The following is a 22,734-nucleotide window of genomic DNA, read 5'->3' as shown; positions in this document are numbered from 1 at the left end:
AGGCCAGACTCGACTGGATGCCCGTCTCCGCCGCCCCCGTCAGCACGGACCACCGCGGTTCGCTGGTCGACGACGCCGTCGCCCTGTACGAGCGGGCCTACGACAGCCGCGACATCAACGTCGGTGCCCCGGCCGAGTCCGGCTTCGCCTACCGGCTCCGGAGCGTCGGGGACGCCGACGTGACGGTGGGCACCTCGCAGGTCGCGGCACGGCGCTGGGGCACCGTCCGGCCGGGCGAGGAGTACGTGCTCGCATGGGCCACGTCCCCGGGGATGACGATCGACACCGGTTCACGCACGCCCGTCCAGATGCACCCCGGCGTGCCCGTGGTCTACCCGGTCGGCCGCGACTTCGGCTTCGACGGGCTGCCGTCCGGACAGCACTCCGTGCGGTTCTCCGGCACCTTCCTCGAGGGCGTCGCCGCCGCCCGTCGCGGGGACGCGCCACGGCGACTCGTGCTCCGGTCGGACCTCGACGACGAGGCCCTCGCCGGGCTCCGCGCGCGGATCGCGGCGGCGGCACCACACCTGTTCAGCGCCGCGTCCTCGCCGGACGACCGCTCACGGTGGAACCGGGAGGTCGCGGACGCCGTGGTCGCCGCGTTCGACGAGACCCCCTCGCTGGCACCGGCCGGGTCGGTCGGCAGCGCGACGGTGCGGTTCGCGCGCGAGTGGATGGTCGCGAACGCGCGACGTCCGCTCACCATCGCCGACGTCAGTGCCGCGACCGGCGTGAGCGCACGCGGGCTCCAGGCGGCGTTCCAGCGACACGTCGGGGTCCGCCCGATGCAGTTCCTCCGCGAAGCGCGACTCGCCGGCGTCCGCGCGGACCTGCTCGCGGGCGACCCCGCGACGACCACGGTGGCCGAGGTGGCCCGGTCGTGGTGCTTCCACCACCTCGGACGCTTCTCCGGCTACTACGCCGAGGTGTTCGGGGAGACCCCATCGGAGACCCTCCGCGAGGCGCGTCGCATCCGGCTCGCTGCCTGAGCAGCCTCGCAGGACCGCTATGGTGAGCGCATGTCCGTCGGTCTGCTCGCCATCGTCGACGACGTGCTCTCCGCAGCCCTGAAGGCCAGCGCCAAGACGGCCGGTGTCGTGATCGACGACGCCGCGGTCACACCGCAGTACGTGCAGGGCCTCACGCCCGCCCGTGAACTGCCGGTCGTCGGCCGGATCGCACTCGGCAGCCTCGTCAACAAGCTCGTCGTCATCGTCCCCGTCGCCCTGCTGCTGTCCGCGTTCGCGCCGTGGGTGCTGCCGTGGCTCCTGCTGCTCGGCGGCACGTACCTGTGCTTCGAGGGTGCTGAGAAGGTCACCGAGTGGTTCGGCCTGCACCACGCCGCGGCCGAGGAGTCGACGGGCGACGAGCGCAAGCTGGTGTTCGGCGCGATCCGCACGGACCTCATCCTCAGCACCGAGATCATGCTCATCGCGCTCGCGGGACTCGACCCGGACCTCGGCACGTGGGCGACCCTGGCGGCGCTGGTCGTCATCGGCATCGTGATGACCGTCGTCGTCTACGGCGCGGTGGCCCTGCTCGTGAAGCTCGACGACATCGGCCTCCGCCTGATGAAGCACCCCGTCCGGCGCACCCGTCGTATCGGTGCTCGCATCGTCCGGGGCATGCCCGCGGTGTTCCGCGTGATCAGCGTCGTCGGCACGGTCGCGATGCTCTGGGTCGGCGGGCACCTCGTCGTCGTCAACCTCGCGGAGACGCTCTGGCACGGCCCGCTCGACGTCCTGCACGCCGTGGAGCACGCGGTCGAGGCGGCCGGCCCGGTCGTGACCTGGATCGTCGACACCGCCCTGTCGGCCGTGGCCGGCCTCGTGCTCGGTCTGGTCGTCGTCGCCGTCGTGACGGCGGTCGGCCGCCTGCGGCCTCGCGCCGCGCACTGAACCGGCACCGCCGTCGGACTGGAGGCGCGGTGCGGGCCCGCACCGCGCCTCCAGTCCGTCAGGGGGTCACGTTCTCGAGGTCGGCCAGCAGCGAGGGGTGCGTGGGCTCCCAGCCGAGCGCGCGGCGCGTGGCCGCGCTCGAGGCGGGCTGGTCGGTCGCGAAGATCGGCGCGAACGCGCCGAAGACCTCGTCGCCGACCTGCTCGACGGGCAGCCCGAGCCGGCTGCCGATCACCGCCGCGATGTCGACGACCCGGTCCCCCTCGTCGGCGACCGCGTGCCAGGCAGAGCCGGCCGGAGCCCCTTCGAGTGCGAGGCGGAACAGGACGGCTGCGTCCCGAGCATGCACGGCGGGCCAGCGCTGCTCGCCGGTGCCCGGGTAGCCGGCGATCCCCGAGGCACGCGCGGCCTCGGTGAGGATGCCCGCGAAGCCGCCCCGACCATCGGCGTGCACGGTGCGCGGCAGCCGGATCGCACTCGACCGGACGCCGCGTGAGGCCAGCGCGAGCGCGGTCTCGACCGATCGCGCCCGGCCGGCGACCGGGCCGTCGGTCGGCAGCGGGTCGGTCTCGACGGAGGCGCGACCGGGGATCCAGGGCGTGCCCGAGACGACGACGAACGGACGGTCCGACCCGACGAGCTCGTCGCCGAGCGCGGCCATCGCGGCAGCCTCCTCGTCGATGCCGCGGCTGAGCGCATCGTCCGAACTGAAGTCGTTCGAGAACGCGAGGCTGACCACCCCGTCGGCGTCGCGGGCACCGGCCCGCAGGACGTCGAGGTCGGTGAGCGCGCCGCGCACCGGGGTGGCCCCGGCCGCGGTGAGGGCCGCTGCGGACCGGTCGGACCGGGCGAGGGCCGAGACGGTGTGCCCTGCGGTGGTCAGCTCGGCGACGACGGCGGTGCCGATCGTGCCGGTCCCACCGGTGACGAAGACGTGCATGGTGTGCTCCTGACGGACGACGGCCCCGTGACGGGACCTTTGTCGCATCACGCTACACCCGATGGGACACTTGTCCCGTCAGTATGATCGGGGCATGGCACGCTGGGAACCGGGAGCACGGGAACGACTCGTCCTCGCCGCCGTCGACCTGTTCTCCGAGCACGGCTACGACGACACCACCGTCGCGCAGATCGCGGAGCGGGCCGGCGTGACGAAGAGCACGTTCTTCCGGCACTTCCCCGACAAGCGGGAGCTCCTCGTCGCGGGGCAGGAGACGCTGAGCCGTCTCCTCGCCGAGGGCATCGCCGACGCCCCGGCGGACGCCGCGCCGCTCGACGCCGTCGCGGCGGGACTCACCCGAGCCTCGGCGGAGATGGGGCCGACGAACCGCGAACTCGGCCCGCGCCTCCGGGCGGCCGTCGCGGCGAGCACCGAGCTGCAGGAGCGGGACGCCCTGAAGAGCGTCGGCATGGCGGCCGCGATGACCGACGCGCTGCTCGCGCGCGGCGTCGAACCGGTCCCCGCACGCCTGGCGAGCGAGATGGGCGTGCTCGCGTTCAAGCAGGGGTACGACCGGTGGTCGGGCGTCGACCGGGCCGAGGACGACCCGCTGGCGCCGCACGCGCTGGCAGCGTTGGCGGAGCTGCGGAGCGCGGTGGCGGCGCTGGGCTGACGCCGGGTCCGGGGGTCACGCCGGATGGTTCGTCCGGTGGTGCTCGGGCGTCCGCACCACCGCCACCGGCAGCGTGGGCAGCCCGTCCGCGGAGGTGCCGTCCGCGGCGACCCCGGCGAACCAGCGCCGCAGGTCACGCAGGACCGTGCAGGTGCCTCGCCCGTCGGGCGCGGTCCGGCCGACGGAGACGTCCACGTCGTCCGGCCATGCAGCGGCCGTGTCCACCAGGCGCCGGCGGTCACCGTCCGCGCGGCTGTTGACGTCCTGGTTCATGGCACTCCTCCCGCCGACTCCGGGGCAGCCCTGCGCACGCCCGTCTCCGCACCGTAAGCACATCCGGACCCCCCGGACGAGGGGTGTGCACGATGCGCGGACGGGCTGTCCTCGGCACGCGGAGGCGGTGAGCTCGCCCGCGCGTACCGGACAGGTCCGCGGCACGCGAGCGCGGCCGGAGGGCTACGGTCTGCTGCACCGGGGACAGCAGGGTCCTCGCGGGGCGGGGGCGCCATGACGTGGTTCAGGGACACGATCGTCGACCACCCGGAGATCGCCGTGTTCCTGGCGCTCGGGGTCGGCTTCTTCGTCGGGCGGTTCAGCTACCGGGGCATCGGCCTCGGAGCGGTCACCGGGACACTGCTCGCCGGGGTCGTGATCGGCGCCGTGCTCGGGGACGACCTGCAGGTCGACGCGGTCGTGAAGCAGGTCTTCTTCCTCGTCTTCCTGTTCTCGCTCGGGTACAAGCTCGGTCCGCAGTTCGTCGCGGGGCTCAAGGGCTCCGGGCTGCCGCAGGCACTGTTCGCCGTGCTGCTCGCCGTCGTCGGCTTCGGCACGACGATCGCGATCAGCGTCGCCCTGGGCTACAACCCGGGGCTCGCGGCCGGGCTCGCCGGCGGCGGGCTCACCCAGTCGTCGATCATCGGCGTGGCACAGGACTCGATCGCCGGGCTGCCGGTGAGCGCGGAGACCGCGAAGACCTGGAGCGACCTCGTGCCCGTCGCCTACGCGGTGACGTACATCTTCGGCACGGTCGGTGCCGCCCTCTACATCTCGCTGCTCGCGCCCCGTCTGCTCGGTGTCCGCGACCTCCCGGCGGCCGCGCACGGGCTGGAGCAGCGCCTCGGCGTGCACGACGACAACCCGGACGTGACGAGCGGGTACGCGCAGGTCGTCCGTCGCGCCTACCGGCTGGACGAGGCCTTCCGGCCGCAGACCGTCGGGGCGTTCGAAGCGGCGTCCGACGAACGCGTCGGCGCACGGGTGTTCATCGCCCGGGTGCGGCACGGCGACGCGATCGTCGAACCGCACCTCGACCAGCAGCTCGAGCCCGGTGACGTGGTGGTGGTCGCCGGCCACCACGCAGCGGTCGTCGAGGAGGACCTCGCGGCGTTCGCGACCGAGGTCGACGACGCCGCCCTGCTCGACGTCCCGATCGAGGAGCTCTCCGTCGTCGTGACGAACAGGGCCGTCGTCGGGAAGTCGATCGAGGACCTCCGACGGACGCCCACGGCCCGCCAGATCTTCCTCAAGAGCATCACCCGGGGCGGTCAGGCGATCCCGTTCGGCGCGGACACGGTGCTCCACGCGGGCGACGAACTCCGCGTGCAGGGGCCGCTGCCCCTCCTCGAGCAGGGCATCCGGTACGTGGGCTTCCCGGAGCGCACCGACCCGAAGACCGACATGGTCACGGTCGCGATCGGCATCACCGTCGGTGCGCTCATCGGGGTGCCGTCCATCACCATCGGCACCGTCCCCGTCGCCCTCACGACGAGCGTCGGTGCGCTCGTGGTCGGCCTGCTGCTCGGCTGGCGACGTTCGAAGAGCCCGACGTTCGGGCACGTGCCGCCCGGGGCCCAGTGGTTCTTCGAGACGGTCGGCCTGACGCTCTTCGTCGCGGTCGTCGGGATCAACGCCGGACCCGGGTTCGTCGACGGCCTCCGGCAGTACGGCGTCCAGCTCCTCCTCGCGGGCGTCGTCGTCACGCTCGTCCCCCTCGTCGTCATGACGCTGGTCGGGCGGTTCTTCTTCCGACGGACCGACCCGGTCATCATCCTCGGCATGCTGACCGGCGCACAGACGACCACGGCTGCCGTCGGGTCGCTGCAGGAGACCGCGAAGAGCAGCGTCCCCCTGCTCGGCTTCACCGTCCCGTACGCCATCGGGAACATCGTCCTCAGCATCGGCGGCGCCGTCGTCGTCGCCGTCATGGCCAGCTGACCCAGCGCAAGGAGAACCCCCATGCCCGTCGCCAGCGTCTCCCGCGAGCAGATCGCCCGACTCCAGGAACTCTCGCCCTTCGAACTCAAGGCCGAGCTGCAACGCATCGCTGGCGAGCACGAGGCACGCACCGCGTTCCAGATGCTCAACGCGGGACGCGGCAACCCGAACTTCATCGCACCCACCCCCCGCGAGGCGTTCTTCGCCCTCGGGCAGTTCGCCCTCACGACGTCCCGTGAGCACCACGAGTGGGACAGCGAGCTCATCGGTGTCCCCGAGAAGGACGGCATCGCCGCGCGGTTCGAGGCCTGGATCGCCGAGCACGACGGCGAACCCGGCGTGGACCTGCTGCGGCGGGTCCTGCGCCACGGGGTCGACGACCTCGGCTTCGCCCCGGACTCGTTCGTCTGGGAGCTGGCCGACTCGGTGATCGGGGACCACTACCCGGAGCCGGACCGCATGCTCCACCACGCCGAGCAGCTCGTGCACGAGTACCTCGTGCAGGAGATGTGCGCCGGGGAGGCACCCGGGCAACCGTACGACCTGTTCGCCGTCGAGGGCGGCACGGCCGCGATGTGCTACGTGTTCGACTCCCTGCTCCAGAACCGGCTGATGCACCGCGGCGACCGCATCGCGCTCATGACCCCGATCTTCACGCCCTACCTCGAGATCCCCGCCCTGGCGGAGTACGACCTCGAACAGGTCCACCTGCATGCGAGCACCGTCGACCAGGACGGCGTGCACCTCTGGCAGTACCCGCCGGAGGAGATCGACCGGCTGCGCGACCCGTCGATCACGGCGCTGTTCGTCGTCAACCCGACCAACCCGCCGTCGGTCCGGATCGCCCAGGAGACGCTCGACGCGATCGCGGAGGTCGTCGCGACCGACAACCCGGAGCTGACGATCATCACCGACGACGTCTACGGCACCTTCATCGACGGGTTCCGCTCGCTGATGGCGGAGGTCCCGCGGAACACCATCGGCGTGTACTCGTTCTCGAAGTACTTCGGGGCGACCGGATGGCGACTCGGCGTCGTCGCGGTCAACCGTGACAACGTCTTCGACGAGCGACTCGCCGCACTGCCGGACGCCGACCTCCGCGAGCTCGACGCCCGCTACGGCACACTGTCCCTGCACCCGCGCGACATCCGGTTCGTCGACCGGCTGGTGGCGGACAGCCGGTCCGTCGCGCTGAACCACACGGCCGGGCTCTCCCTCCCGCAGCAGTGCCAGATGCTGCTGTTCGCCGCGTACGCCGTCCTCGACCGCGAAGGCCACTACAAGCACGAGGCCCAGGCGCTCATCCGGCGTCGCCTCGAGCTCCTCCTCGACGGCATGCAGGTCACCCTGCCCGAGGACGTGAACCGCGTCGGCTACTACGTGGAGCTCGACGTGCTCGCCTACGCCGAACGACTTCGCGGGCCCGGCATCGGCGCGTTCCTCCGCGAGCACTACGAGCCGACCGACATCCTGTTCCGTCTCGCCGACCAGACCGGGATCATCCTGCTGAACGGCGGCGGCTTCGACGGTCCGGAGTGGTCCGTCCGTGTCTCGCTGGCGAACCTCCGCGACGAGGACTACACGCAGATCGGTCGCAGCCTCCGGGCGATCGGCAAGCAGTACGTCGACGAGTGGCGGGCGAGCGAGGAGCAGGCCGACACGGTCGCGGCGGAGCCGGGCGCGTGAGACGGGTCAGGCGCGGGCTGGCGGGCTCGGCGGCGCTCCTCGTCGTCGCGGCCACCTCGACCCTCGCGTGGACGGCTCCGACACCGGCCGTCGCCGCGCCGCTCGCCCCGGTGAACCCCGTGACCGTCCCGGTCGACGGACACCCGGCGAACCAGGGCTTCCTCGTGTTCGTCGAGGGCGACGTGCGGTTGGCGGCCGACGAGGCCGAGGGGACGCTCGCCGCCGGTGGCGACCTGACCTTCGACACCGCGTACAACATCGGCGCGGGCAGCACGCCGATCGGCGCCCCCACGCTGCCGGGGGACGACCGGCCGACCTACCTCTACGTCGGCGGCGGCATCCGCTTCCCGACCGGCAGCGGTGCCGTGCTGCGGGTGCTGAACGGCGGCCTCACCCACGTCGGCGACACGACGACCTACGACGCCTTCGACGTCGACCAGAACGGTGCCGCGATCCCGTACCGGCTCGTCCCCGAGGGCGCCACCGCCGAGACGACCCCGCGGATCGAGGGCACGGTCACGCAGTCGCCCGCCGACGTCGCGCGGACGGCGGACCCGTCCGTGCTCGACCCCGCCGCCTCGTTCGCGCGCTACCGGTCGCTGTCGACCGACATCGGGACCTGCCCGGCCACCACCGTCCTCACCGACGCAGCGGGCACGCCCGTCGACTCCCCGGTCGCCCAGGGGACCTCCGCCCGGGTGGCGCTCCAGACGGGCATGACGAACGTGCTGACCGTCCCCGGCACCGACCTCGACGCACTGTCGCTGCTCACCTTCGACGGCGTGCCCGGCCCGGGGACCCCGCTGGTGGTCAACGTCACCGGTGCGTCGTTCGACGGATCGATCCCGAACCTGGCGAACCTGACGAGCGGCAACGCGCCGTTCGTGCTGTGGAACTTCCCCGACGCGACCAGCGTGCACGTGACCGGCGCCGACGCGCTGGAGGGGACGATCTACGCCCCGCGGGCCGACCTCCGGTGGGACGTCACGCAGAACATCGAGGGCAACGTCATCGCGGCGTCCTTCACGCACGGTGTCGCCAGCGCACCCGGGCCGGTCCCGCTCGAGATCCACGGCTTCCCCTTCGCCGCGACGGTGTCCTGCGTCGGCACGTCGGCAGCCACCGGCACGCTCACGCTCGTGAAGCGGGTGTCGGGCGGATCCGCCGACCCGGCCGACTGGACGCTGACGGCGACCGCACCCGGCACGGTCGTCGCCGGCACCTCGGGCAGTGCGGCGGTGACCGGGCAGACCGTCCCGGCGGGCGACTACGTCCTCGGCGAGACCGGCGGTCCGACCGGGTACGACCCCGGACCGTGGGCCTGCACGGGCGCGGCGGTCGCGGGGTCGACGGTCACGATCACGGACGGCGCCGACGCCGTCTGCACGGTCGTGAACACCGCGGTCCCACCCGACTCCGACCCGACGCCGGGGCCGACCACCGGCCCCTCGCCGACCCCTGACCCGGGCGGTGTTGCGCCCCCGACGAGCGACCCGACCGGGCCGGCGGCGCCGACCGGCGCACCGGCGGGTGGCCGTGGACCGGATGCTGCCGCTGGGGCTGCGGCGTCCGTCCTGGCCTTCACCGGCGACGACCCGTCCGCCCTCGGCCTCGCCGCGGCCGCGCTGCTCACCGCGGGCACCGTGTTGCTGCTGACGGTGCGCCGTGCGCGCCGTCGCACGCACCGGGGGTGACGGGAGCCGGGTCGCGGTGCACGGCCTCGGAACGTCCCGGAGGTCGTCCTGGAGGCGCGGGGCGGGCCGGCACCGCGCCTCCAGTCCGTCGGATCCGCACCGCGGTGACGACGGTGCGGCTACCATGCGACGCACCGGGGCCGGGGGCGGCCCCGCGAGGGATCAGGGGCCCGAGATGACCGCACGACGATGGACGACGGTGGGCATCGCCACCGCCATGACGCTGACCGGGGTGCTCGTCGTCCCGGTCACCGCGGCTTCGGCCGCACCGGCCGACGGCGCGCTGACCGTCATGCTCAGCGACCCGGAGAAGCGACCGCTCGCGATGGACGGCGTCACGGTGGAGCTGCGCGACCCGTCCGGGCGCATCGAGGACACCGCGATGAGCGACCCGCGTGGGCGGCTCACGTTCGGCGACGTCCCCGCCGGCACGTTCTCGCTGTACGGCGAACGACAGGGCGACCACGGCTTCGACGACGTCCTGCCCGCCGAGCGCACCGGTGTCGTCGTGGCGGCCGGGGAGCACGACACCGTGGTCCTCGTGATGCGGAAGGGCGCCTCGATCGGCGGGACCGCGTCCAACCCGTACGGTGCCGACCTGTACGGCGCATCCGTCGTCGTGCGCGGCTGGAACACCGGCACCGTCCGCCGTACGGTGACCGGGCCGGACGGCCACTACTGGGTGCACGGGCTGCCGAGCGACGACTACAGCGTGCAGTTCAACGCGCACGACGAGACGCTCGACGCCTGGCCGGCACTCCGTGACCAGTCGTGGGGCTTCCACCGTGCGGCGGGCGCGACGACCGAGCGGTCCTACGTCCGCGTCGCGCAGCGGGTCGGAGGCCGTGCCGAGACGGTCGTGGACGGCGTGGACGGCCGGTCCACCCGCGGCGTCGGTCTCGGCGTGATCCTCAACCCGCAGCTCGACACGGACTTCACGAACGGCGAGGTGCACGTGTACGGCGAGTCGATCGGCAGCACGTTCGACAGCCGGATGGGGTACTGGTCGCCCGGTCGTGGCGGGACCTGGGGTGCGCTCGTGAACCCCGGTCGCTACAAGATCGAGATCGTCGGCTGGTCACCGAGCCAGGGCCGGTACGTGTCCTACTGGTACGGCGGCGAGGGCAAGCGGCCCGTCGCCGACCGGGCGTCCTCGCACACGATCGTGGTCACGAGCGAGGAGAGCCGGACGGTGAACTTCTGGAGCACGCGCTGACGGGCTGACTCGCCGATCAGATCTCGACGTCGCTGCCCATCGTCACGGTGCGCTGCGCCGGCAGGCCGAACCGGGCGGCCGGGTCCGCAGCGTTGTGGGCGAGCCCGACGAACAGCTTCTTGCGCCAGCCCGCCATGCCGCGGTTGCCCGGCGTCGGCCGGAGCGCGCCGCGGGAGATGAAGAACGACGCGTGCAGCATCTCGTCGGGGTCGACGTCGAGCACCTCGGCGAGGCACGCGGCGTGCAGGGCCTTGGGCAGGTCCTGGTCGTCGGAGAACCCGAACTTCACCGTGATGTGGTCGATGCCGTCGTCCTCGTACCCGAGGTCGTCGCGGAAGAAGGCCTTGGCGTGGGGAACGTGCGGCACGTTCGCGGTGAGGACGGACACGATGAGCACCTTCCGGTGCACCACCCCGTTGTGCTCCACGTTGGCCCGGAGCGCCAGCGGCGTCGTCTCCTTGTTCGGGTGCGGGAACACCGCGACGCCGGGGACGCGCGGGAGGTGCTCGCGGTTGACCCGGTCGATGAAGTCGGCGAGCGACCCCTCGCGCTCCTTGCGCTCCTCCTGCACGAGCTGCCGGCCCCGGCGCCACGTGGTCATGAGCGTGATCACGGCGAGCGCGATGAGCAGCGGCACCCACCCGCCGTGCAGGATCTTCGACAGGTTGCCGGCGAGGAACGTGAGCTCGAGCCCACCGAAGACGACGGCGGCGACCACGAGCTTCCAGGTCTTCCACCCCCACAGCGGCTTCACGACGAGGAGCAGCAGCAGGGTGTCGACGACGAGTGCCCCGGTGACGGAGACGCCGTACGCGGTCGCGAGGCTCGCCGACGACCGGAAGGTCAGCATGATCGCCATGACCGCGATGAAGAGCATGAGGTTGATCGCCGGCAGGTAGATCTGCCCGCCCTCCTGCCGCGAGGTCTGCCGGATCGTCAGCGGCGGCAGCAGCCCGAGCTGGACGGCCTGCCGGGTGAGCGAGAAGGCCCCGGAGATGACGGCCTGGCTGGCGATCACGGTGGCGAGGGTGGCGAGGGCGACGACGGGGATCTGCAGCGCGTTCGGGAACAGCAGGAAGAACGGGTCCTTCGCGGCCGAGGGGTCGCTCAGCACGAGCGACGCCTGCCCGAGGTAGTTCAGCACGAGGGCCGGGAACACGACGAAGAACCAGGCGCGGAGGATCGGCGTCCGGCCGAAGTGCCCCATGTCCGCGTAGAGCGCCTCGGCACCGGTGATCACGAGCACGACCGCGCCCATCGCGACGAAGGTGATGTACGGGTGCGCGATGAGGAAGGCGATCGCCCACGTCGGGGACAGCCCCTGCAGCACGCCGGGGTGCGCCAGGATGTGCGGGACACCGGCAGCCGCGATGACCACGAACCAGAGCAGCATCACCGGGCCGAACAGGTTGCCGACCTTGCCGGTGCCGAACTTCTGCACCGCGAACAGGATCACCAGGATGACGGCGGCGATCGGCACGATGAGGTGCCCGACGCTCGGCGCCGCCGTCTGCAGGCCCTCCACCGCGGAGAGCACGGACACCGCGGGGGTGATCACCGAGTCGCCGTAGAACAGCGAGACGCCGACGATCCCGATGACGAGGAAGATCGTCGCCCCGCCACGGCGCTTCGCGTACAGGCGCCGTGCGAGTGCGGCGAGCGCCATCACCCCGCCCTCGCCGTCGTTGTCTGCGCGCATCAGCACGAGCACGTACTTGATCGACACGACGATCGTGATGCTCCAGAACATCATCGAGATGACGCCGTAGACGTCCTCCTCGGTGGCCTTCACGATCCCGCCGTCGATGGTGAACACGGTGCGCAGGGCGTACAGCGGGCTGGTCCCGATGTCGCCGAAGACGACCCCGAGGGCCGCGAGCGCGAGCGCGACGACGCCCTTGGCCGGGCCGTGTCCGCCGTCCTCGGAGGTCTCGGTCGCCGTGCTCTGGGAGCGGGTCTCGGTCACGCTCGTCACCTCTGTCTCGCGGCCGTCCGGGCGACGGCCGCGGATCATCCTCGCACCGCGACGGGGCCGCCGCTCGCAGCGGGCGCACAACGTGGACGGGACGCCGTCGGGCGGCGCGTGGAACGGACGGTGCTCAGTCCCTCGACGGTCGGGCCCGTCGTCGCTCCGTCTCGTCGGCGACGAACGCGGCGAAGGCGTCCGCGCCGAGGTGGTCGTCGGCGCTGACGGTCACGACGGTCCGGCCGTCCGGGGCGAACAGCAGCATCTGGCCGTACGCCCCGTGCAGGCGCCAGAGCCGACCCGGGCCGCCCCAGCCGGCCATCCCGTACCGGTCGTAGCCCGGGTCGGCGTCGTCGCGTCGGACCCAGCCGGCGTGCATCGCGTCGCACCAGCGGGAGGAGACGACCCGCACACCGTCCGACACCCCGCCGTCGCGCACCAGGCGGCCGAGCCGTGCGAGCTCCTCGGTCCGGAGCGCGATGCCCTCGCCCGCCGCCACGGAGCCGTCCGGGGAGCGCAGCCAGTGCACGTCCTCGATGCCGAGCGGCGCGAACAGCCGCTCGGACACGAAGGTCCCGACGTCGCCCACCCGGGTCGCGAGCGCGCGCATCGCGGTGTAGGTGCTGGCGTTCGCGTACTGGAACACCCGGCCGCGGGAGGGTCGCCGGAGGAACTCGGCGGCGAGGTCCGGCCAGTCGGTCAGTTCGGTCGGCGACCACGGCATGTCGATCCCGCTCGTCATGGTGAGCAGGTGGCGGAGCGTCACGTCCGCGGTCCCGGCCCCGTACGCCAGGTCGGGGAGGTACCGGCGCACGGGCAGGTCGACGTCCACGAGCCCGTCGTCCGCGGCGATCCCGAGGGCGAGCACGCAGACGCCCTTCGCGATCGAGTGCACCTCCTCGCGCACGTCGGGGGTCCAGCGGTGCTCGGCGGTGTCCGTGCCGACGGTGACGTGGAGGCCGTGCGCGCCGAAGCCCGTCGTGTCGACGTGCGCCACCAGGGCGTCGAGGAGCGTCCCGGCGGCGTTCACGAGGCCCGGCGCTCCGTGACGTCCGGCCCGGCCTCGCGGAGCAGCGCGGCCGCACGGTCCGCGGGGACGCCGAGCAGGAGCAGGCTCGTGGTGACCGCCGCGGGCAGGTCCACGTCGTCGCGCGCGAGGTCGTGGTCCGCGATCGCGAACACCGCCGACCACGCCAGCTGTCCGAGGACGTCCGCCGGCAGGTGCCTGCCGAGCGACCCGTCCGCCTGCCCGCGAGCGACGAGGTCGGCCAGCGCACGGTCCACCGGGGCGAGCAGCGCGTGGATGTCGGCCCCGAACTCGCCGCGCCGGAGCACGACGAGCACCCGGTACCGGTGCGCGAGCGGCCAGACCCGGGCGATGCAGGCCACCCATGCGGCGTCGGCGGAGCGGTCCGGTCGGTCGGCGTCACGCAGGACCTCGAGGATCTCGGTGACCGCCCGCGTCGTGATCGCCCGGACGAGTGCCGCCCGGTTCGGGAAGTAGCCGTAGACGGTCCGGCGGACGACACCGGCCGCCAGCGCGACCTCGCCCATGCCGGCGTCGGGGTCCGCACCGAGCATCTCCACCGCGACGGTGAGGATGCGGTCTTCGGTGTCGGTCACGCCTCGATGATTGCACACCGGTGTGCAAAGCCTCTAGCCTGCGTTGCACACCGGTGTGCAATCGCAGCCGGATCGGTCCACTGGACGAGGAGTCCGACCATGCACGAACCGACCACCCACGCACCCGACGCCGTCCGACCGTTCCGCCTCGCCGTGTCAGACGCGGACCTCGACGACCTCGCGCGTCGGCTCGCTGCGACCCGCTGGCCGGCACCCGAGCCCGTCCCCGACTGGTCCCAGGGCGTCCGGACCGACGCCGCGCGGGCGCTCGTCGACCACTGGCGTCACCGCTACGACTGGCGTCGGCGGGAAGAGCGCCTGAACAGCGTCCCGCAGTTCCGGACCGCGATCGACGGCGTCGACGTCCACTTCCTGCACGTCCGGTCCCCCGAGCCGGGTGCCCTGCCGCTGCTCCTCACCCACGGCTGGCCCGGCACCCCCGCGGACTTCCTCGACCTCGTCGCCCCACTGACCGACCCCGTCGCGCACGGCGGCCGCGCCGAGGACGCCTTCGACGTCGTGGTCCCGTCGCTGCCGGGCGCGGGGTTCTCGAGCGCGCCGTCGGAACCAGGGTGGACGGTCGACCGGATCGCCGGGGCGTGGACCGAGCTCATGCGTCGGCTCGGGTACGCGCGGTGGGCGGCACACGGCGGCGACTGGGGCTCCGCCGTGACGACCGCCCTCGGCGCCGCCCGTCCGGAGGGGCTGCTCGGCGTGCACCTCAGCACGCCGTACGCCGTCCCCGCCGTCCTCCCGACGGACCGCTCACCCGAGGAGGAGCGGGCCGTCGAGGGGCTCGTCCGCTACGCCGGGGAACTCGGCGGGGCGAACCACCTCCAGGGCACCAAACCGCAGACGATCGGCTTCGCGCTGGCCGACTCCCCCATCGGGCAGGCCGCGTGGATCCTGGACCGGTACGAGTCGAAGACCGACCACGGCGGTCGGTTCGAGGACGCGATCGACCTCGACCGGATCCTCGACACGGTGTCCATCAGCTGGTTCACGAACAGCGCGGCCTCGGCGGCGCGGATCTACTGGGACAACCGGTCCGCGACGATGAGCGGTCCACGCTTGACCCTGCCGGTCGCCGTGACCCGGTTCCCGGAGGACGTGCCGCTGATGCCGCGGCACTGGATCGAGGACGCCTACCCGGGGCTCGTCCACCTCGGGACGGCCGAGCACGGCGGCCACTTCGCCGCGCTCGAGCAGCCGGCGTTCCTGGTCGAGGAGCTGCGGAGCGGACTCCGCGGCCTCCGTGCGTGAACTGTCCTGCCCCCGGACTGGGGCGGCCACCGGCCGTTGACCCCGGCACGGAGACGTCCGTACGGTGACGGTGCTCCCCACCGAGGAGCACGACGAGCACCAGGAGCGCCGAGGAGCCCCGATGCGCAGGATCAGCAGCACCGTGTCCACGACCACCCGGACGGCGGTGGCGGTGCTGGTCGCCGTCCTGCTGGCCGCCCTCCTGGTGACCGTGCGGACGTCCCCGGCGAGCGCCGCCCCGACCCTGCTCTCCCAGGGTCGCCCCGCGGCAGCCTCCGCCAGCGACGCGACCACCCGCAGCCCGGCGAAGGCGGTCGACGGCAGCACGTCCACACGCTGGGCCAGCGGTCGGTCCGATGCGCAGTGGTTGCGCGTCGACCTCGGACGCACCGCGACGATCACCAGCATCACCCTCCGCTGGGAGGCCGCGTACGCGAGGTCGTACCGGCTGCAGGTCTCCTCGGACGCCACGAACTGGCGCACGGTGTCGACCACGACGGCGGGGAAGGGCGGCGTCGTGTCCACGAGCGTCTCGGCGTCCGGCCGCTACGTCCGCATGCTCGGCGTGCAGCGGGCGACGAGCTACGGCTACTCGCTGTGGGAGTTCCAGGTCTTCGGCACCACCGCGACCGCGACGCCGACACCCAGCGCGACCCCCACCCCGGCCCCCACCGCCACCATCGCGCCGACGCCGACGCCGACGCCGTCCACGTCGCCGGCCCCGGCCCCGGCAACGGGCGTGCACGTCGTCGGCTCGCAGGGCTCCTGGCAGCTCACCGTCGACGGCGCCCCCTGGACCGTCCGCGGCGTGACGTACGGGCCACCGCCCGCGCAGGCCGCGACGTACCTGCCGGACGTCGCGGCGATGGGGGCGAACACCGTCCGGACCTGGGGCACCGACGCGTCCTCGGCGCCGCTGTTCGACGCGGCCCGGGCGAACGGCATCCGCGTCGTCGCCGGGCTGTGGCTCGACCAGGGCGCCGACTACGTGCACGACACCGCGTACAAGACGAACACCCTGGCGTCGATCACGAAGACCGTGACGACCTTCCGCGGCGACCGCGGCCTGCTCATGTGGGACGTCGGCAACGAGGTGATGCTCGGGCAGGGCGAAGCGCAACGAGTCGCGTACGCCCAGTACGTCGAACAGGTCGTCCGCGCGGTCCACGCCGCCGACCCCGACCACCCGGTGACCTCGACGGACGCGTGGACCGGCGCGTGGAGCTACTACCAGCGGTACACGCCGAGCCTCGACCTCTACGCGGTGAACACCTACGGCGGCGTCGGCGACGTGCAGCGCGCGTGGCGCGATGGTGGGTACACGAAGCCGTACCTGGTCACCGAGACCGGACCGGCCGGCTCGTGGGAGGTCCCCGCGGACGCGAACGGCATCCCCCGACAGCCGAGCGACACCGCGGCGGCCCAGGCGTACACGGACGCGTGGCGAGCGGTGACGGCGGCCCCCGGGGTCGCGCTCGGTGCCACGATGTTCAACTACGGGGTCGAGGACGACGAGGCGGGGGTCTGGTTGAACCTGCGCACCGGCGGCCAGAAGCGGCTCGCCTGGTACGCCGTGCGCGACGCCTACCGCGGTGCCGTGGTGGGCAACCGTCCGCCGGTGGTCAGCAGCGTCACGGCCGCGCCGTCGAGCGGGGTCGCACCCGGTGCTGCCGTGACGATCAGCGCTCCGGCGACCGACCCGGACGGCGACCAGATCACCTACCGCGTCGCGACGACCAGCCGGTACGTCGACGGGAACGGCAGCATGCGCCCCGTCGCCGTCACGGTCACCGGCCCCGACATGCTGCAGACCGCGGCTCCGACCACGCCGGGGGTGTGGAAGATCGCGGTGTACGCGCTCGACGGACACGGCAACGTCGGTATCGGGACGACGTCGGTGCGGGTCGTGGGCTGATCGGGCGCGTACCCCACCTCCTCCACGCGTACAGGAACGACGTCCTACCGTTCGCCTCGACGGAGCGCACGGACGGCCGTGCGCGCGGAAGGAGACGAGCATGGACCTCGACGGGTTCGATCCGGCCCAGCTGATCGTGTTCGTGGTCGCGGTGGCCCTGGTGTTCGGCGGACTGCTGTCCAGCCGACGGCACCGCTGACGCGACCGGACGACGGACTGGAGGCGCGGGGCCCGCTGGCACCGCACCTCCAGTCCGTCAGGTGCGGACGCCGCACCCCCGCGGTCAGGCCGCCAGGTCGAGGAGCACGTCGTGCGCCACGCGCGCGGCGCGCGCCGACGCGTCGTCGAGGTGCTCGCGGAACTCGTCGCCGTCCGGCGCGCACAGGTCGCTGATCCCGCGGATCGACAGGAACGGCATGTCGTGCACGTGCGCGAACTGTGCGATCGCCGCGGACTCCATGTCGACCGCCGCGACCGCGGGGAACGCAACGCGCAGGGTGCGCGCACGGTCCTCGGTCACGAACACCTCGCTCGACCCGATCGTCGCCGGACGCACCCGGAACGGTGCCTCGGCGACCGAGGCCCTGGCGAGCATCCGGTCGTCGGGGGCGTACGTCGGCGGCATCCCGGGCACCTGGCCCAAGGCGTACCCGAACGCCGTGGCGTCCGCGTTGATGTTCACGTAGTGCTCGCCCACGACCACGTCGCCGATCTCGATCCCGCGCATGAGTCCGCCGGCGGTCCCGACACTGATCAACGGGACGGTCCCGAAGTCGTGGAAGCAGTGGGCGGCGGCGGCCGTCGCGTTGGTGAAGCCGATGCCGCTGCGCCGCAGCGCGACGAGGGAACCCTCGACGTCGAGCAGGTGGTGCTCGTCGTGGCCGCCCACCGGACCGTCGTCGATCACGACGCCGCCGAGCAGGTCGGCGACGGCGGAGAGTTCCTCGGTCATCGCGGCGATGACGACGGCGACGGGGGTTCCTTCGGGCTGCACCGGAAGATCCTCGCACGCGCGTGCGACGGTCGCGGACCAGGCGGACGGGCGTCGCACCGTGCGGGAGCGGTCAGTGGTGGCCGTGCACGACGGCGTGGCCGAGACCGCGGCTGATCATCCACCGGTTCACCGGGGTGGTCACCACGAACGCGAGTGCCAGGGACAGCGCGAGGGAGCCCCAGAACAGCCACTGGTCGAGCTGCGCGTCCATCGCGCCGGGGATCGCGACCACGACGCTGTTGTCGATGACCTCCATGACGGCGATCGAGACGGTGTCCGCGGCGAGCGCGACCGTGAACGCCGCCGCGAGCGTCAGGCCCGTCTTCATGACCCCGCGCATCGTGAGGGCGTAGCCGAAGACGAACGCGAGGACGATCGACAGCACGATCGTGCCGGCGTTGTGGAAGCCGGCCGCGGTGCCGATGACCATGCCGAGGACCTCGCCGATGGCGCAGCCGGTGAGGCAGTGCAGCGTCGCCTGCGCGGCCATCGACCACGAGGTCGTCGTGTGCCCGTGCCCGGCGTGGTCGTGGCCGTTCGTCTGGTGGTGCTCGTGGGTGTCCATGCTGCTCCGATCTCCGCGGCTGCCGCCGATGGTCGAGTAGTACCCCCTGGGGGTATCACCAGATGCAACGCGAGCGGGTCCCGGATGTTCCCAGGTTCGACGGATCACCGCGCGCCGCCCCGGCCTCGGCCGACGACGCCCGCTTGTGTAGTATCTGCGTGTGCACGTAGACAAGCAACCCTGCGGACTCAGCCCGGAGTCCGAGTACGTCGAGCTCGCGGTCGAGGTCTTCGCGATGCTCGCGGACGCGACCCGCGTCAAGATCATCCTGGCGCTCCGCGACAGCGGCGAACTGTCGGTGAACCGGTTGGCGGAGGTCGTCGACAAGAGCGCCGCCGGAGTGTCGCAGCACCTCGCGAAGCTCCGCCTGGCACGGATGGTGTCGACCCGTCGCGAGGGCACGACCGTGTACTACCGGCTGACCGACGAGCATGCGTCCGAGTTGGTCGTCGACGCCGTGAAGCAGGCCGAGCACGTCGTCGGCGCCGCACCCCACCACCGAGGCGATCGGGAGCGCGCGTGACCGGCCACGGACACCCGCACGGCCACACCGAGCACGGTCATCCGCACGACCACGACCACGAGCACGAGCACGAGCACGGGCACGGGCACGGTGAGCACGGGCACGGTGAGCACGGGCACGCGCACCCGCACGGCGGGGTGAAGGGGTTCCTGTACGACCTGTTCGTGCCGCACACCCATGATTCCGCGGACTCGATCGACGACGCGATGGAGGCCAGCACGGCCGGCGTCCGCGCACTGAAGACCAGTCTCTTCATCCTGCTCGCAACGACCGTCCTCCAAGCGGTGATCGTCGCGTTCACCGGGTCGATCGCGCTGCTCGCGGACACGATCCACAACTTCGCCGACGCGCTGACCGCCGTCCCGCTGTGGATCGCGTTCGTCCTCGGCCGCCGGATCGCCGATCGCCGCTACACGTACGGGTACGGCCGCGCCGAAGACCTCGCGGGCATGTTCATCGTGTTCGTCGTCGCCCTCTCGGCGGTCGTCGCCGGCTGGCAGGCCATCGATCGGTTCATCGACCCCCGCCCCGTCGAGAACCCGTGGCTGCTCGTGCTCGCAGGCCTCATCGGGTTCGCCGGCAACGAAGCGGTCGCGATCTACCGCATCCGCGTCGGCCAGAAGATCGGCTCCGCCGCGCTCGTGGCGGACGGCGTGCACGCTCGTCTGGACGGCTTCACGTCCCTGTCGGTCGTGCTCGGTGCGATCGGGGTGCTCCTCGGGTTCCCGATCGCGGACCCGATCATCGGCCTGCTCATCTCCGTCTCGATCATGGTCCTGCTCTGGGGGACGGTGAAGTCGATCGGCGCCCGCCTCATGGACGCCATCGACCCCGTCCTCGTCAGCAAGGCGGAACACGCCCTCGGACACACCACCGGTGTCGAGGCCGTCCGGGACCTCCGACTCCGCTGGGTCGGCCACCGCCTGACCGGCTCCGCCACCGTCGAGGTCGCCGCGACCTCACTGCACGACGCCGAGCACATCGCGGAGCACGCCGCGGAGCACGTGCACGACGCGATGGGCAACGTCGACGAGTTCACCGTCACCCCCGCGGTCCACGTGCACCAGCACTGAGCACCTCCGAGCGGGACCGACCACTCCTCCGCAACGACGTCCACCCCACCGTCAACCCCCAACGTTGGGGACGAACAGTCTGGGAACCCGAGGGGAACAATCTGGAGGCACCCACCCGAAGTGCTCCGGGGACCGAGCGGATCCAGGAGCAGCACCACCACACCCAGGGATGTCGACGATGACCATGCTGGAAGCCCCCCACCTGCCGACCCGTCCGCTCACGTCACGCGTCGTGACCGCCTCGGCGAGCGGGCCCGACCCCGACCGGATCCTCGTCTTCGGCGACGCGGTCTTCGCGCCCGACCAGCCGCTGCAGGACGCCGCCCGCCTGATGGCGCAGGCACTCGGAGCACGGTCGGGCCGCGGCGCCGACGTCACCGCGACGCCCTGGTCGAGCTGGTCCGGCCAGACGCTGACCTCGGCCGGGAGCGGGCTCCACGTCGCGAACTACGACGTCGTGGTGGTCTGCCTGTCCGGCAGCGTCGTGCACAGCCGCACGACGAGCACCGCCGTCGTCGGCGCCGCGGAGGAGGCACTCGTCCTGATCGATCAGCTCCGACCGCGGCTCGCGCCGACCACGGAGATCGTCGTCGTCCTCGGACTCGCACAACAGGACGACCAGACCGCCCTCGTGGCCGCTCTGCAGCGCGCACGGCGGGACCTGATCGTGCTCGGCCTGGACAGCGACACGGTCACCGGCGTTCCTCCGCTGCTCCTGGACGTCACGCACCTGCTGCTCGAGCAGCAGCGTGACCGTGCCGGGAGCCCGCAGTGGCTCCGCTCGACGCCGCAACCGTTCGCGCAGCGCTACGACGCGGTCCGTCGACTGGGCATCGTGGACGCACCGGCCGACGCAGCCCTCGACCGACTGGTCCAGCGCATGACGGAGCTGTTCCGGACGAAGGGGGCGGCGATCACGTTCCTGCCGGAAGGACGGCAGTGGTCGGCCGCCAGCCTCTGGGTCCCCCGTGGGACAGGAGCGCTGCAGGACTCCTTCTGCCGCGCGACCGTGCTGGGTTCCGGGCCGATGGTGATCCCGGACGCGTGGGACCCGGACCGTCCACAGGTCGCCCGTCGCGGACGGATCCGGTTCTACGCGGGCCATCCGCTCGAGGACCTCGACGGGACACGCGTCGGCGCGGTCTGCGTCTTCGACCCCGCCCCTCGGCGGGAGGACACGGTGGAGCTCGACCTCCTGCGCGACTTCGCGGTCCTCGCGCGCGACACCCTGTACCGCTCGTAGACCTCGCGGTCAGCGGTCGTGCTCGGCGAGCGCGGCGAGCACGAGCTTCGCCACCTTCCGCTGTCCCCGGTCGTTCGGGTGGAGTCCGTCGGTCGAGTAGATGCCCGTGCCCGAGTACGTGGCCGTCGGGAAGGTGTCCGCCATGCTGACCCACGCTGCTCCGGACGACTTCGCGGCGCGTTCGATGGTGTCGAGGTACGTCGACCAGCTGGCGGACATCCCGTCGGTCATCGCCGGGGCCGGCGTGAACTCCCCGATGACGAGGACGGACGGCTTCGACGGGAGCGTCGCGAGCGCGCGCAGGAACGCCCGGTACTGCGTCCCCAGTTCCTCGGGGGTGAGGTGTCCGGCGTCGTTCCCGCCCAGCGTGATCGTGATGAGGTCGGGGCCCACTCGGCGCATGGCCCGGAGGAACCCGGCCTGGTCCTTCGTGAACGTCCCGATCGTCGCGCCCGAGCGAGCGGAGTCGTACAGGTGGATCCCCGAGTCCCGGTCACCGTCGTAGATCGTGAACCCCTCGAGCGCGAACGTCCCGAGGGCGGTGACGGTGACGGTGTGCTCCCCGCTCGTCAGACCGTCGACGCGCGTGGTCATCCCGGTGTCGTCGCTGCCGGTCGTCTGCACCGTCTTCGGCTCGCCGCCGTCGATGCTGTAGGTGAAGTCGCCCGAGTCGGGAGACCGGGCCCACCAGACGTCGATCCCGGTCCCGGTGAAGGGGTAGGTCCTCGTGGCGCCCGCCTCCATGGCCAGGGCACGGTAGCCGAGGTCCGGGACGGTGTCGATCGGATGGGCGGCGCCGGCGCCGGCGGTCGCCCAGTCGGCCCACGTCGAGTCCGGTTCGTAGACGGCGAAGCGCGCGGGGACGTACCCGACTCCCCCGCCCGTCCCGTCCGTCGGGTGGAGTCGCCGGAGCTCGTCCCGGGTGAGGTCCATCCAGCGGTCCGCGCGGGTGGACGCGCCCTGCCCCTCGGTGATGGAGTCGCCCAGCGCGACCCACTTCGCCGGGGACTCGGCCCGGTCCGCCACCGCTGCGTTCCAGGTGGCGAGCGGGTCCGGCGGCTTCGGCGCGGACGTCGCGCTGCACGCCGCCGTCGCGACCGCGAGCATCGCGGCGAGTGCCGTGCCGACGAGGCGGACCACCGTCCGACGTCGACGGGCTCGGAGTTGCGAGGTGTCCATGACAGCCCTTCGGGAGGCGCGTCGGTCGGCTGACCGCGAGGTGGTCTCCGTGGGCGGCACGGAGCAGTC

General features: G+C 72.5%; 20 protein-coding genes. 12 read left to right on the top strand and 8 right to left on the bottom strand.

Annotated features, from left to right (window positions below):
• The first annotated feature begins 17 nt into the window (after positions 1-17).
• Positions 18-989, top strand: coding sequence for a helix-turn-helix transcriptional regulator (locus tag ACY3FI_RS03360; protein ID WP_462549334.1), 972 nt, complete (start codon positions 18-20; stop codon positions 987-989).
• Positions 990-1,019: 30 nt separating this feature from the next.
• Entirely contained in the window at positions 1,020-1,898 is an 879-nt protein-coding gene (locus ACY3FI_RS03355; RefSeq protein ID WP_462549333.1) for a DUF808 family protein, read from the top strand.
• A gap of 58 nt (positions 1,899-1,956) precedes the next feature.
• Here ACY3FI_RS03355 and ACY3FI_RS03350 read toward each other — a convergent pair whose 3' ends face one another.
• Complete coding sequence (locus tag ACY3FI_RS03350) at positions 1,957-2,838, bottom strand: NAD-dependent epimerase/dehydratase family protein (RefSeq protein WP_462549332.1); 882 nt, start codon at positions 2,836-2,838, stop codon at positions 1,957-1,959.
• Between the two features lie 94 nt (positions 2,839-2,932).
• On the opposite strand from ACY3FI_RS03350, the gene ACY3FI_RS03345 reads away from it, so the two are divergent.
• On the top strand, positions 2,933-3,511 hold the full coding sequence (locus ACY3FI_RS03345) for a TetR/AcrR family transcriptional regulator (protein WP_462549331.1): 579 nt from the start codon (positions 2,933-2,935) through the stop codon (positions 3,509-3,511).
• A gap of 15 nt (positions 3,512-3,526) precedes the next feature.
• Here ACY3FI_RS03345 and ACY3FI_RS03340 read toward each other — a convergent pair whose 3' ends face one another.
• Positions 3,527-3,784, bottom strand: a complete 258-nt coding sequence (locus ACY3FI_RS03340) for a hypothetical protein (RefSeq protein ID WP_462549330.1) — start codon at positions 3,782-3,784, stop codon at positions 3,527-3,529.
• A 234-nt stretch (positions 3,785-4,018) separates the two neighbouring features.
• Between ACY3FI_RS03340 and ACY3FI_RS03335 the strand changes: the two genes are divergently transcribed.
• The 4 genes from ACY3FI_RS03335 to ACY3FI_RS03320 all read left to right on the top strand — a co-directional run bounded on the left by ACY3FI_RS03335 (position 4,019) and on the right by ACY3FI_RS03320 (position 10,321).
• Positions 4,019-5,725 (top strand): aspartate:alanine exchanger family transporter, encoded by a 1,707-nt coding sequence (locus ACY3FI_RS03335; protein WP_462549328.1) that lies wholly within the window; start codon positions 4,019-4,021, stop codon positions 5,723-5,725.
• Between the two features lie 21 nt (positions 5,726-5,746).
• The gene (locus tag ACY3FI_RS03330; RefSeq protein WP_462549327.1) at positions 5,747-7,411 is read left to right on the top strand and encodes a bifunctional aspartate transaminase/aspartate 4-decarboxylase; all 1,665 of its coding nucleotides are present in this window, start codon (positions 5,747-5,749) and stop codon (positions 7,409-7,411) included.
• Complete coding sequence (locus ACY3FI_RS03325; protein WP_462549326.1) at positions 7,408-9,105, top strand: collagen-binding domain-containing protein; 1,698 nt, start codon at positions 7,408-7,410, stop codon at positions 9,103-9,105. The genes ACY3FI_RS03330 and ACY3FI_RS03325 overlap by 4 nt, the downstream gene beginning before the upstream one ends.
• Before the next feature lie 175 nt (positions 9,106-9,280).
• Positions 9,281-10,321, top strand: a complete 1,041-nt coding sequence (locus tag ACY3FI_RS03320) for a carboxypeptidase-like regulatory domain-containing protein (protein ID WP_462549325.1) — start codon at positions 9,281-9,283, stop codon at positions 10,319-10,321.
• Positions 10,322-10,337: 16 nt separating this feature from the next.
• Here the strand turns inward: ACY3FI_RS03320 and ACY3FI_RS03315 are convergent, their stop codons facing one another.
• The 3 genes from ACY3FI_RS03315 to ACY3FI_RS03305 form a co-directional block, all read right to left on the bottom strand.
• Entirely contained in the window at positions 10,338-12,287 is a 1,950-nt protein-coding gene (locus ACY3FI_RS03315; protein ID WP_462549324.1) for a potassium transporter Kup, read from the bottom strand.
• 133 nt (positions 12,288-12,420) lie between these two features.
• Positions 12,421-13,317, bottom strand: coding sequence for a serine hydrolase domain-containing protein (locus tag ACY3FI_RS03310; protein WP_462549323.1), 897 nt, complete (start codon positions 13,315-13,317; stop codon positions 12,421-12,423).
• A complete protein-coding gene (locus ACY3FI_RS03305) occupies positions 13,314-13,910 on the bottom strand; it encodes a TetR/AcrR family transcriptional regulator (protein WP_462549322.1) in 597 nt (198 codons plus the stop codon). Before ACY3FI_RS03305 ends, ACY3FI_RS03310 begins: the two co-directional genes overlap by 4 nt.
• Positions 13,911-14,009: 99 nt before the next feature.
• On the opposite strand from ACY3FI_RS03305, the gene ACY3FI_RS03300 reads away from it, so the two are divergent.
• Positions 14,010-15,173 carry an epoxide hydrolase family protein gene (locus ACY3FI_RS03300; protein WP_462549321.1) on the top strand — a complete coding sequence of 388 codons (1,164 nt, stop codon included), beginning with the start codon at positions 14,010-14,012 and terminating at the stop codon, positions 15,171-15,173.
• A 142-nt stretch (positions 15,174-15,315) separates the two neighbouring features.
• Positions 15,316-17,088, top strand: coding sequence for a discoidin domain-containing protein (locus tag ACY3FI_RS03295; protein WP_462549320.1), 1,773 nt, complete (start codon positions 15,316-15,318; stop codon positions 17,086-17,088).
• A gap of 283 nt (positions 17,089-17,371) precedes the next feature.
• On the opposite strand, the gene mtnN is transcribed toward ACY3FI_RS03295, so the two are convergent.
• Positions 17,372-18,082 (bottom strand): 5'-methylthioadenosine/S-adenosylhomocysteine nucleosidase, encoded by a 711-nt coding sequence (mtnN, locus tag ACY3FI_RS03290; protein WP_462549319.1) that lies wholly within the window; start codon positions 18,080-18,082, stop codon positions 17,372-17,374.
• A gap of 70 nt (positions 18,083-18,152) precedes the next feature.
• Positions 18,153-18,647 (bottom strand): DUF4396 domain-containing protein, encoded by a 495-nt coding sequence (locus ACY3FI_RS03285; protein ID WP_462549318.1) that lies wholly within the window; start codon positions 18,645-18,647, stop codon positions 18,153-18,155.
• A 160-nt stretch (positions 18,648-18,807) separates the two neighbouring features.
• Between ACY3FI_RS03285 and ACY3FI_RS03280 the strand changes: the two genes are divergently transcribed.
• From ACY3FI_RS03280 to ACY3FI_RS03270, 3 genes are all read left to right on the top strand, one after another.
• Positions 18,808-19,170: an ArsR/SmtB family transcription factor gene (locus tag ACY3FI_RS03280; RefSeq protein ID WP_462549317.1), complete on the top strand. Its 363-nt coding sequence runs from the start codon at positions 18,808-18,810 to the stop codon at positions 19,168-19,170.
• The gene (locus ACY3FI_RS03275; RefSeq protein ID WP_462549316.1) at positions 19,167-20,243 is read left to right on the top strand and encodes a cation diffusion facilitator family transporter; all 1,077 of its coding nucleotides are present in this window, start codon (positions 19,167-19,169) and stop codon (positions 20,241-20,243) included. The genes ACY3FI_RS03280 and ACY3FI_RS03275 overlap by 4 nt, the downstream gene beginning before the upstream one ends.
• A 178-nt stretch (positions 20,244-20,421) precedes the next feature.
• Positions 20,422-21,486 (top strand): hypothetical protein, encoded by a 1,065-nt coding sequence (locus ACY3FI_RS03270; RefSeq protein WP_462549315.1) that lies wholly within the window; start codon positions 20,422-20,424, stop codon positions 21,484-21,486.
• Positions 21,487-21,495: 9 nt separating this feature from the next.
• Here the strand turns inward: ACY3FI_RS03270 and ACY3FI_RS03265 are convergent, their stop codons facing one another.
• Positions 21,496-22,665, bottom strand: a complete 1,170-nt coding sequence (locus ACY3FI_RS03265; protein WP_462549314.1) for a GDSL-type esterase/lipase family protein — start codon at positions 22,663-22,665, stop codon at positions 21,496-21,498.
• Between the last annotated feature and the right edge of the window lie 69 nt (positions 22,666-22,734).

The sequence above is a fragment of the Curtobacterium sp. RM9 genome (genome assembly GCF_054956955.1).
Note: the sequence above shows the minus strand (reverse complement) of the source record. Positions and strands in the feature narration are given on the sequence as shown.

What these genes read in the sequence shown, in the direction of transcription:
- ACY3FI_RS03285 (WP_462549318.1), bottom strand. Translation starts at nt 18,647, where the DNA reads ATGGACACCCACGAGCACCACCAGACGAACGGCCACGACCACGCCGGG.
- ACY3FI_RS03360 (WP_462549334.1), top strand. Translation starts at nt 18, where the DNA reads ATGCCCGTCTCCGCCGCCCCCGTCAGCACGGACCACCGCGGTTCGCTG.
- ACY3FI_RS03270 (WP_462549315.1), top strand. Translation starts at nt 20,422, where the DNA reads ATGACCATGCTGGAAGCCCCCCACCTGCCGACCCGTCCGCTCACGTCA.
- ACY3FI_RS03300 (WP_462549321.1), top strand. Translation starts at nt 14,010, where the DNA reads ATGCACGAACCGACCACCCACGCACCCGACGCCGTCCGACCGTTCCGC.
- ACY3FI_RS03355 (WP_462549333.1), top strand. Translation starts at nt 1,020, where the DNA reads ATGTCCGTCGGTCTGCTCGCCATCGTCGACGACGTGCTCTCCGCAGCC.
- ACY3FI_RS03265 (WP_462549314.1), bottom strand. Translation starts at nt 22,665, where the DNA reads ATGGACACCTCGCAACTCCGAGCCCGTCGACGTCGGACGGTGGTCCGC.
- ACY3FI_RS03350 (WP_462549332.1), bottom strand. Translation starts at nt 2,838, where the DNA reads ATGCACGTCTTCGTCACCGGTGGGACCGGCACGATCGGCACCGCCGTC.
- ACY3FI_RS03335 (WP_462549328.1), top strand. Translation starts at nt 4,019, where the DNA reads ATGACGTGGTTCAGGGACACGATCGTCGACCACCCGGAGATCGCCGTG.
- ACY3FI_RS03330 (WP_462549327.1), top strand. Translation starts at nt 5,747, where the DNA reads ATGCCCGTCGCCAGCGTCTCCCGCGAGCAGATCGCCCGACTCCAGGAA.
- ACY3FI_RS03320 (WP_462549325.1), top strand. Translation starts at nt 9,281, where the DNA reads ATGACCGCACGACGATGGACGACGGTGGGCATCGCCACCGCCATGACG.
- ACY3FI_RS03340 (WP_462549330.1), bottom strand. Translation starts at nt 3,784, where the DNA reads ATGAACCAGGACGTCAACAGCCGCGCGGACGGTGACCGCCGGCGCCTG.
- ACY3FI_RS03345 (WP_462549331.1), top strand. Translation starts at nt 2,933, where the DNA reads ATGGCACGCTGGGAACCGGGAGCACGGGAACGACTCGTCCTCGCCGCC.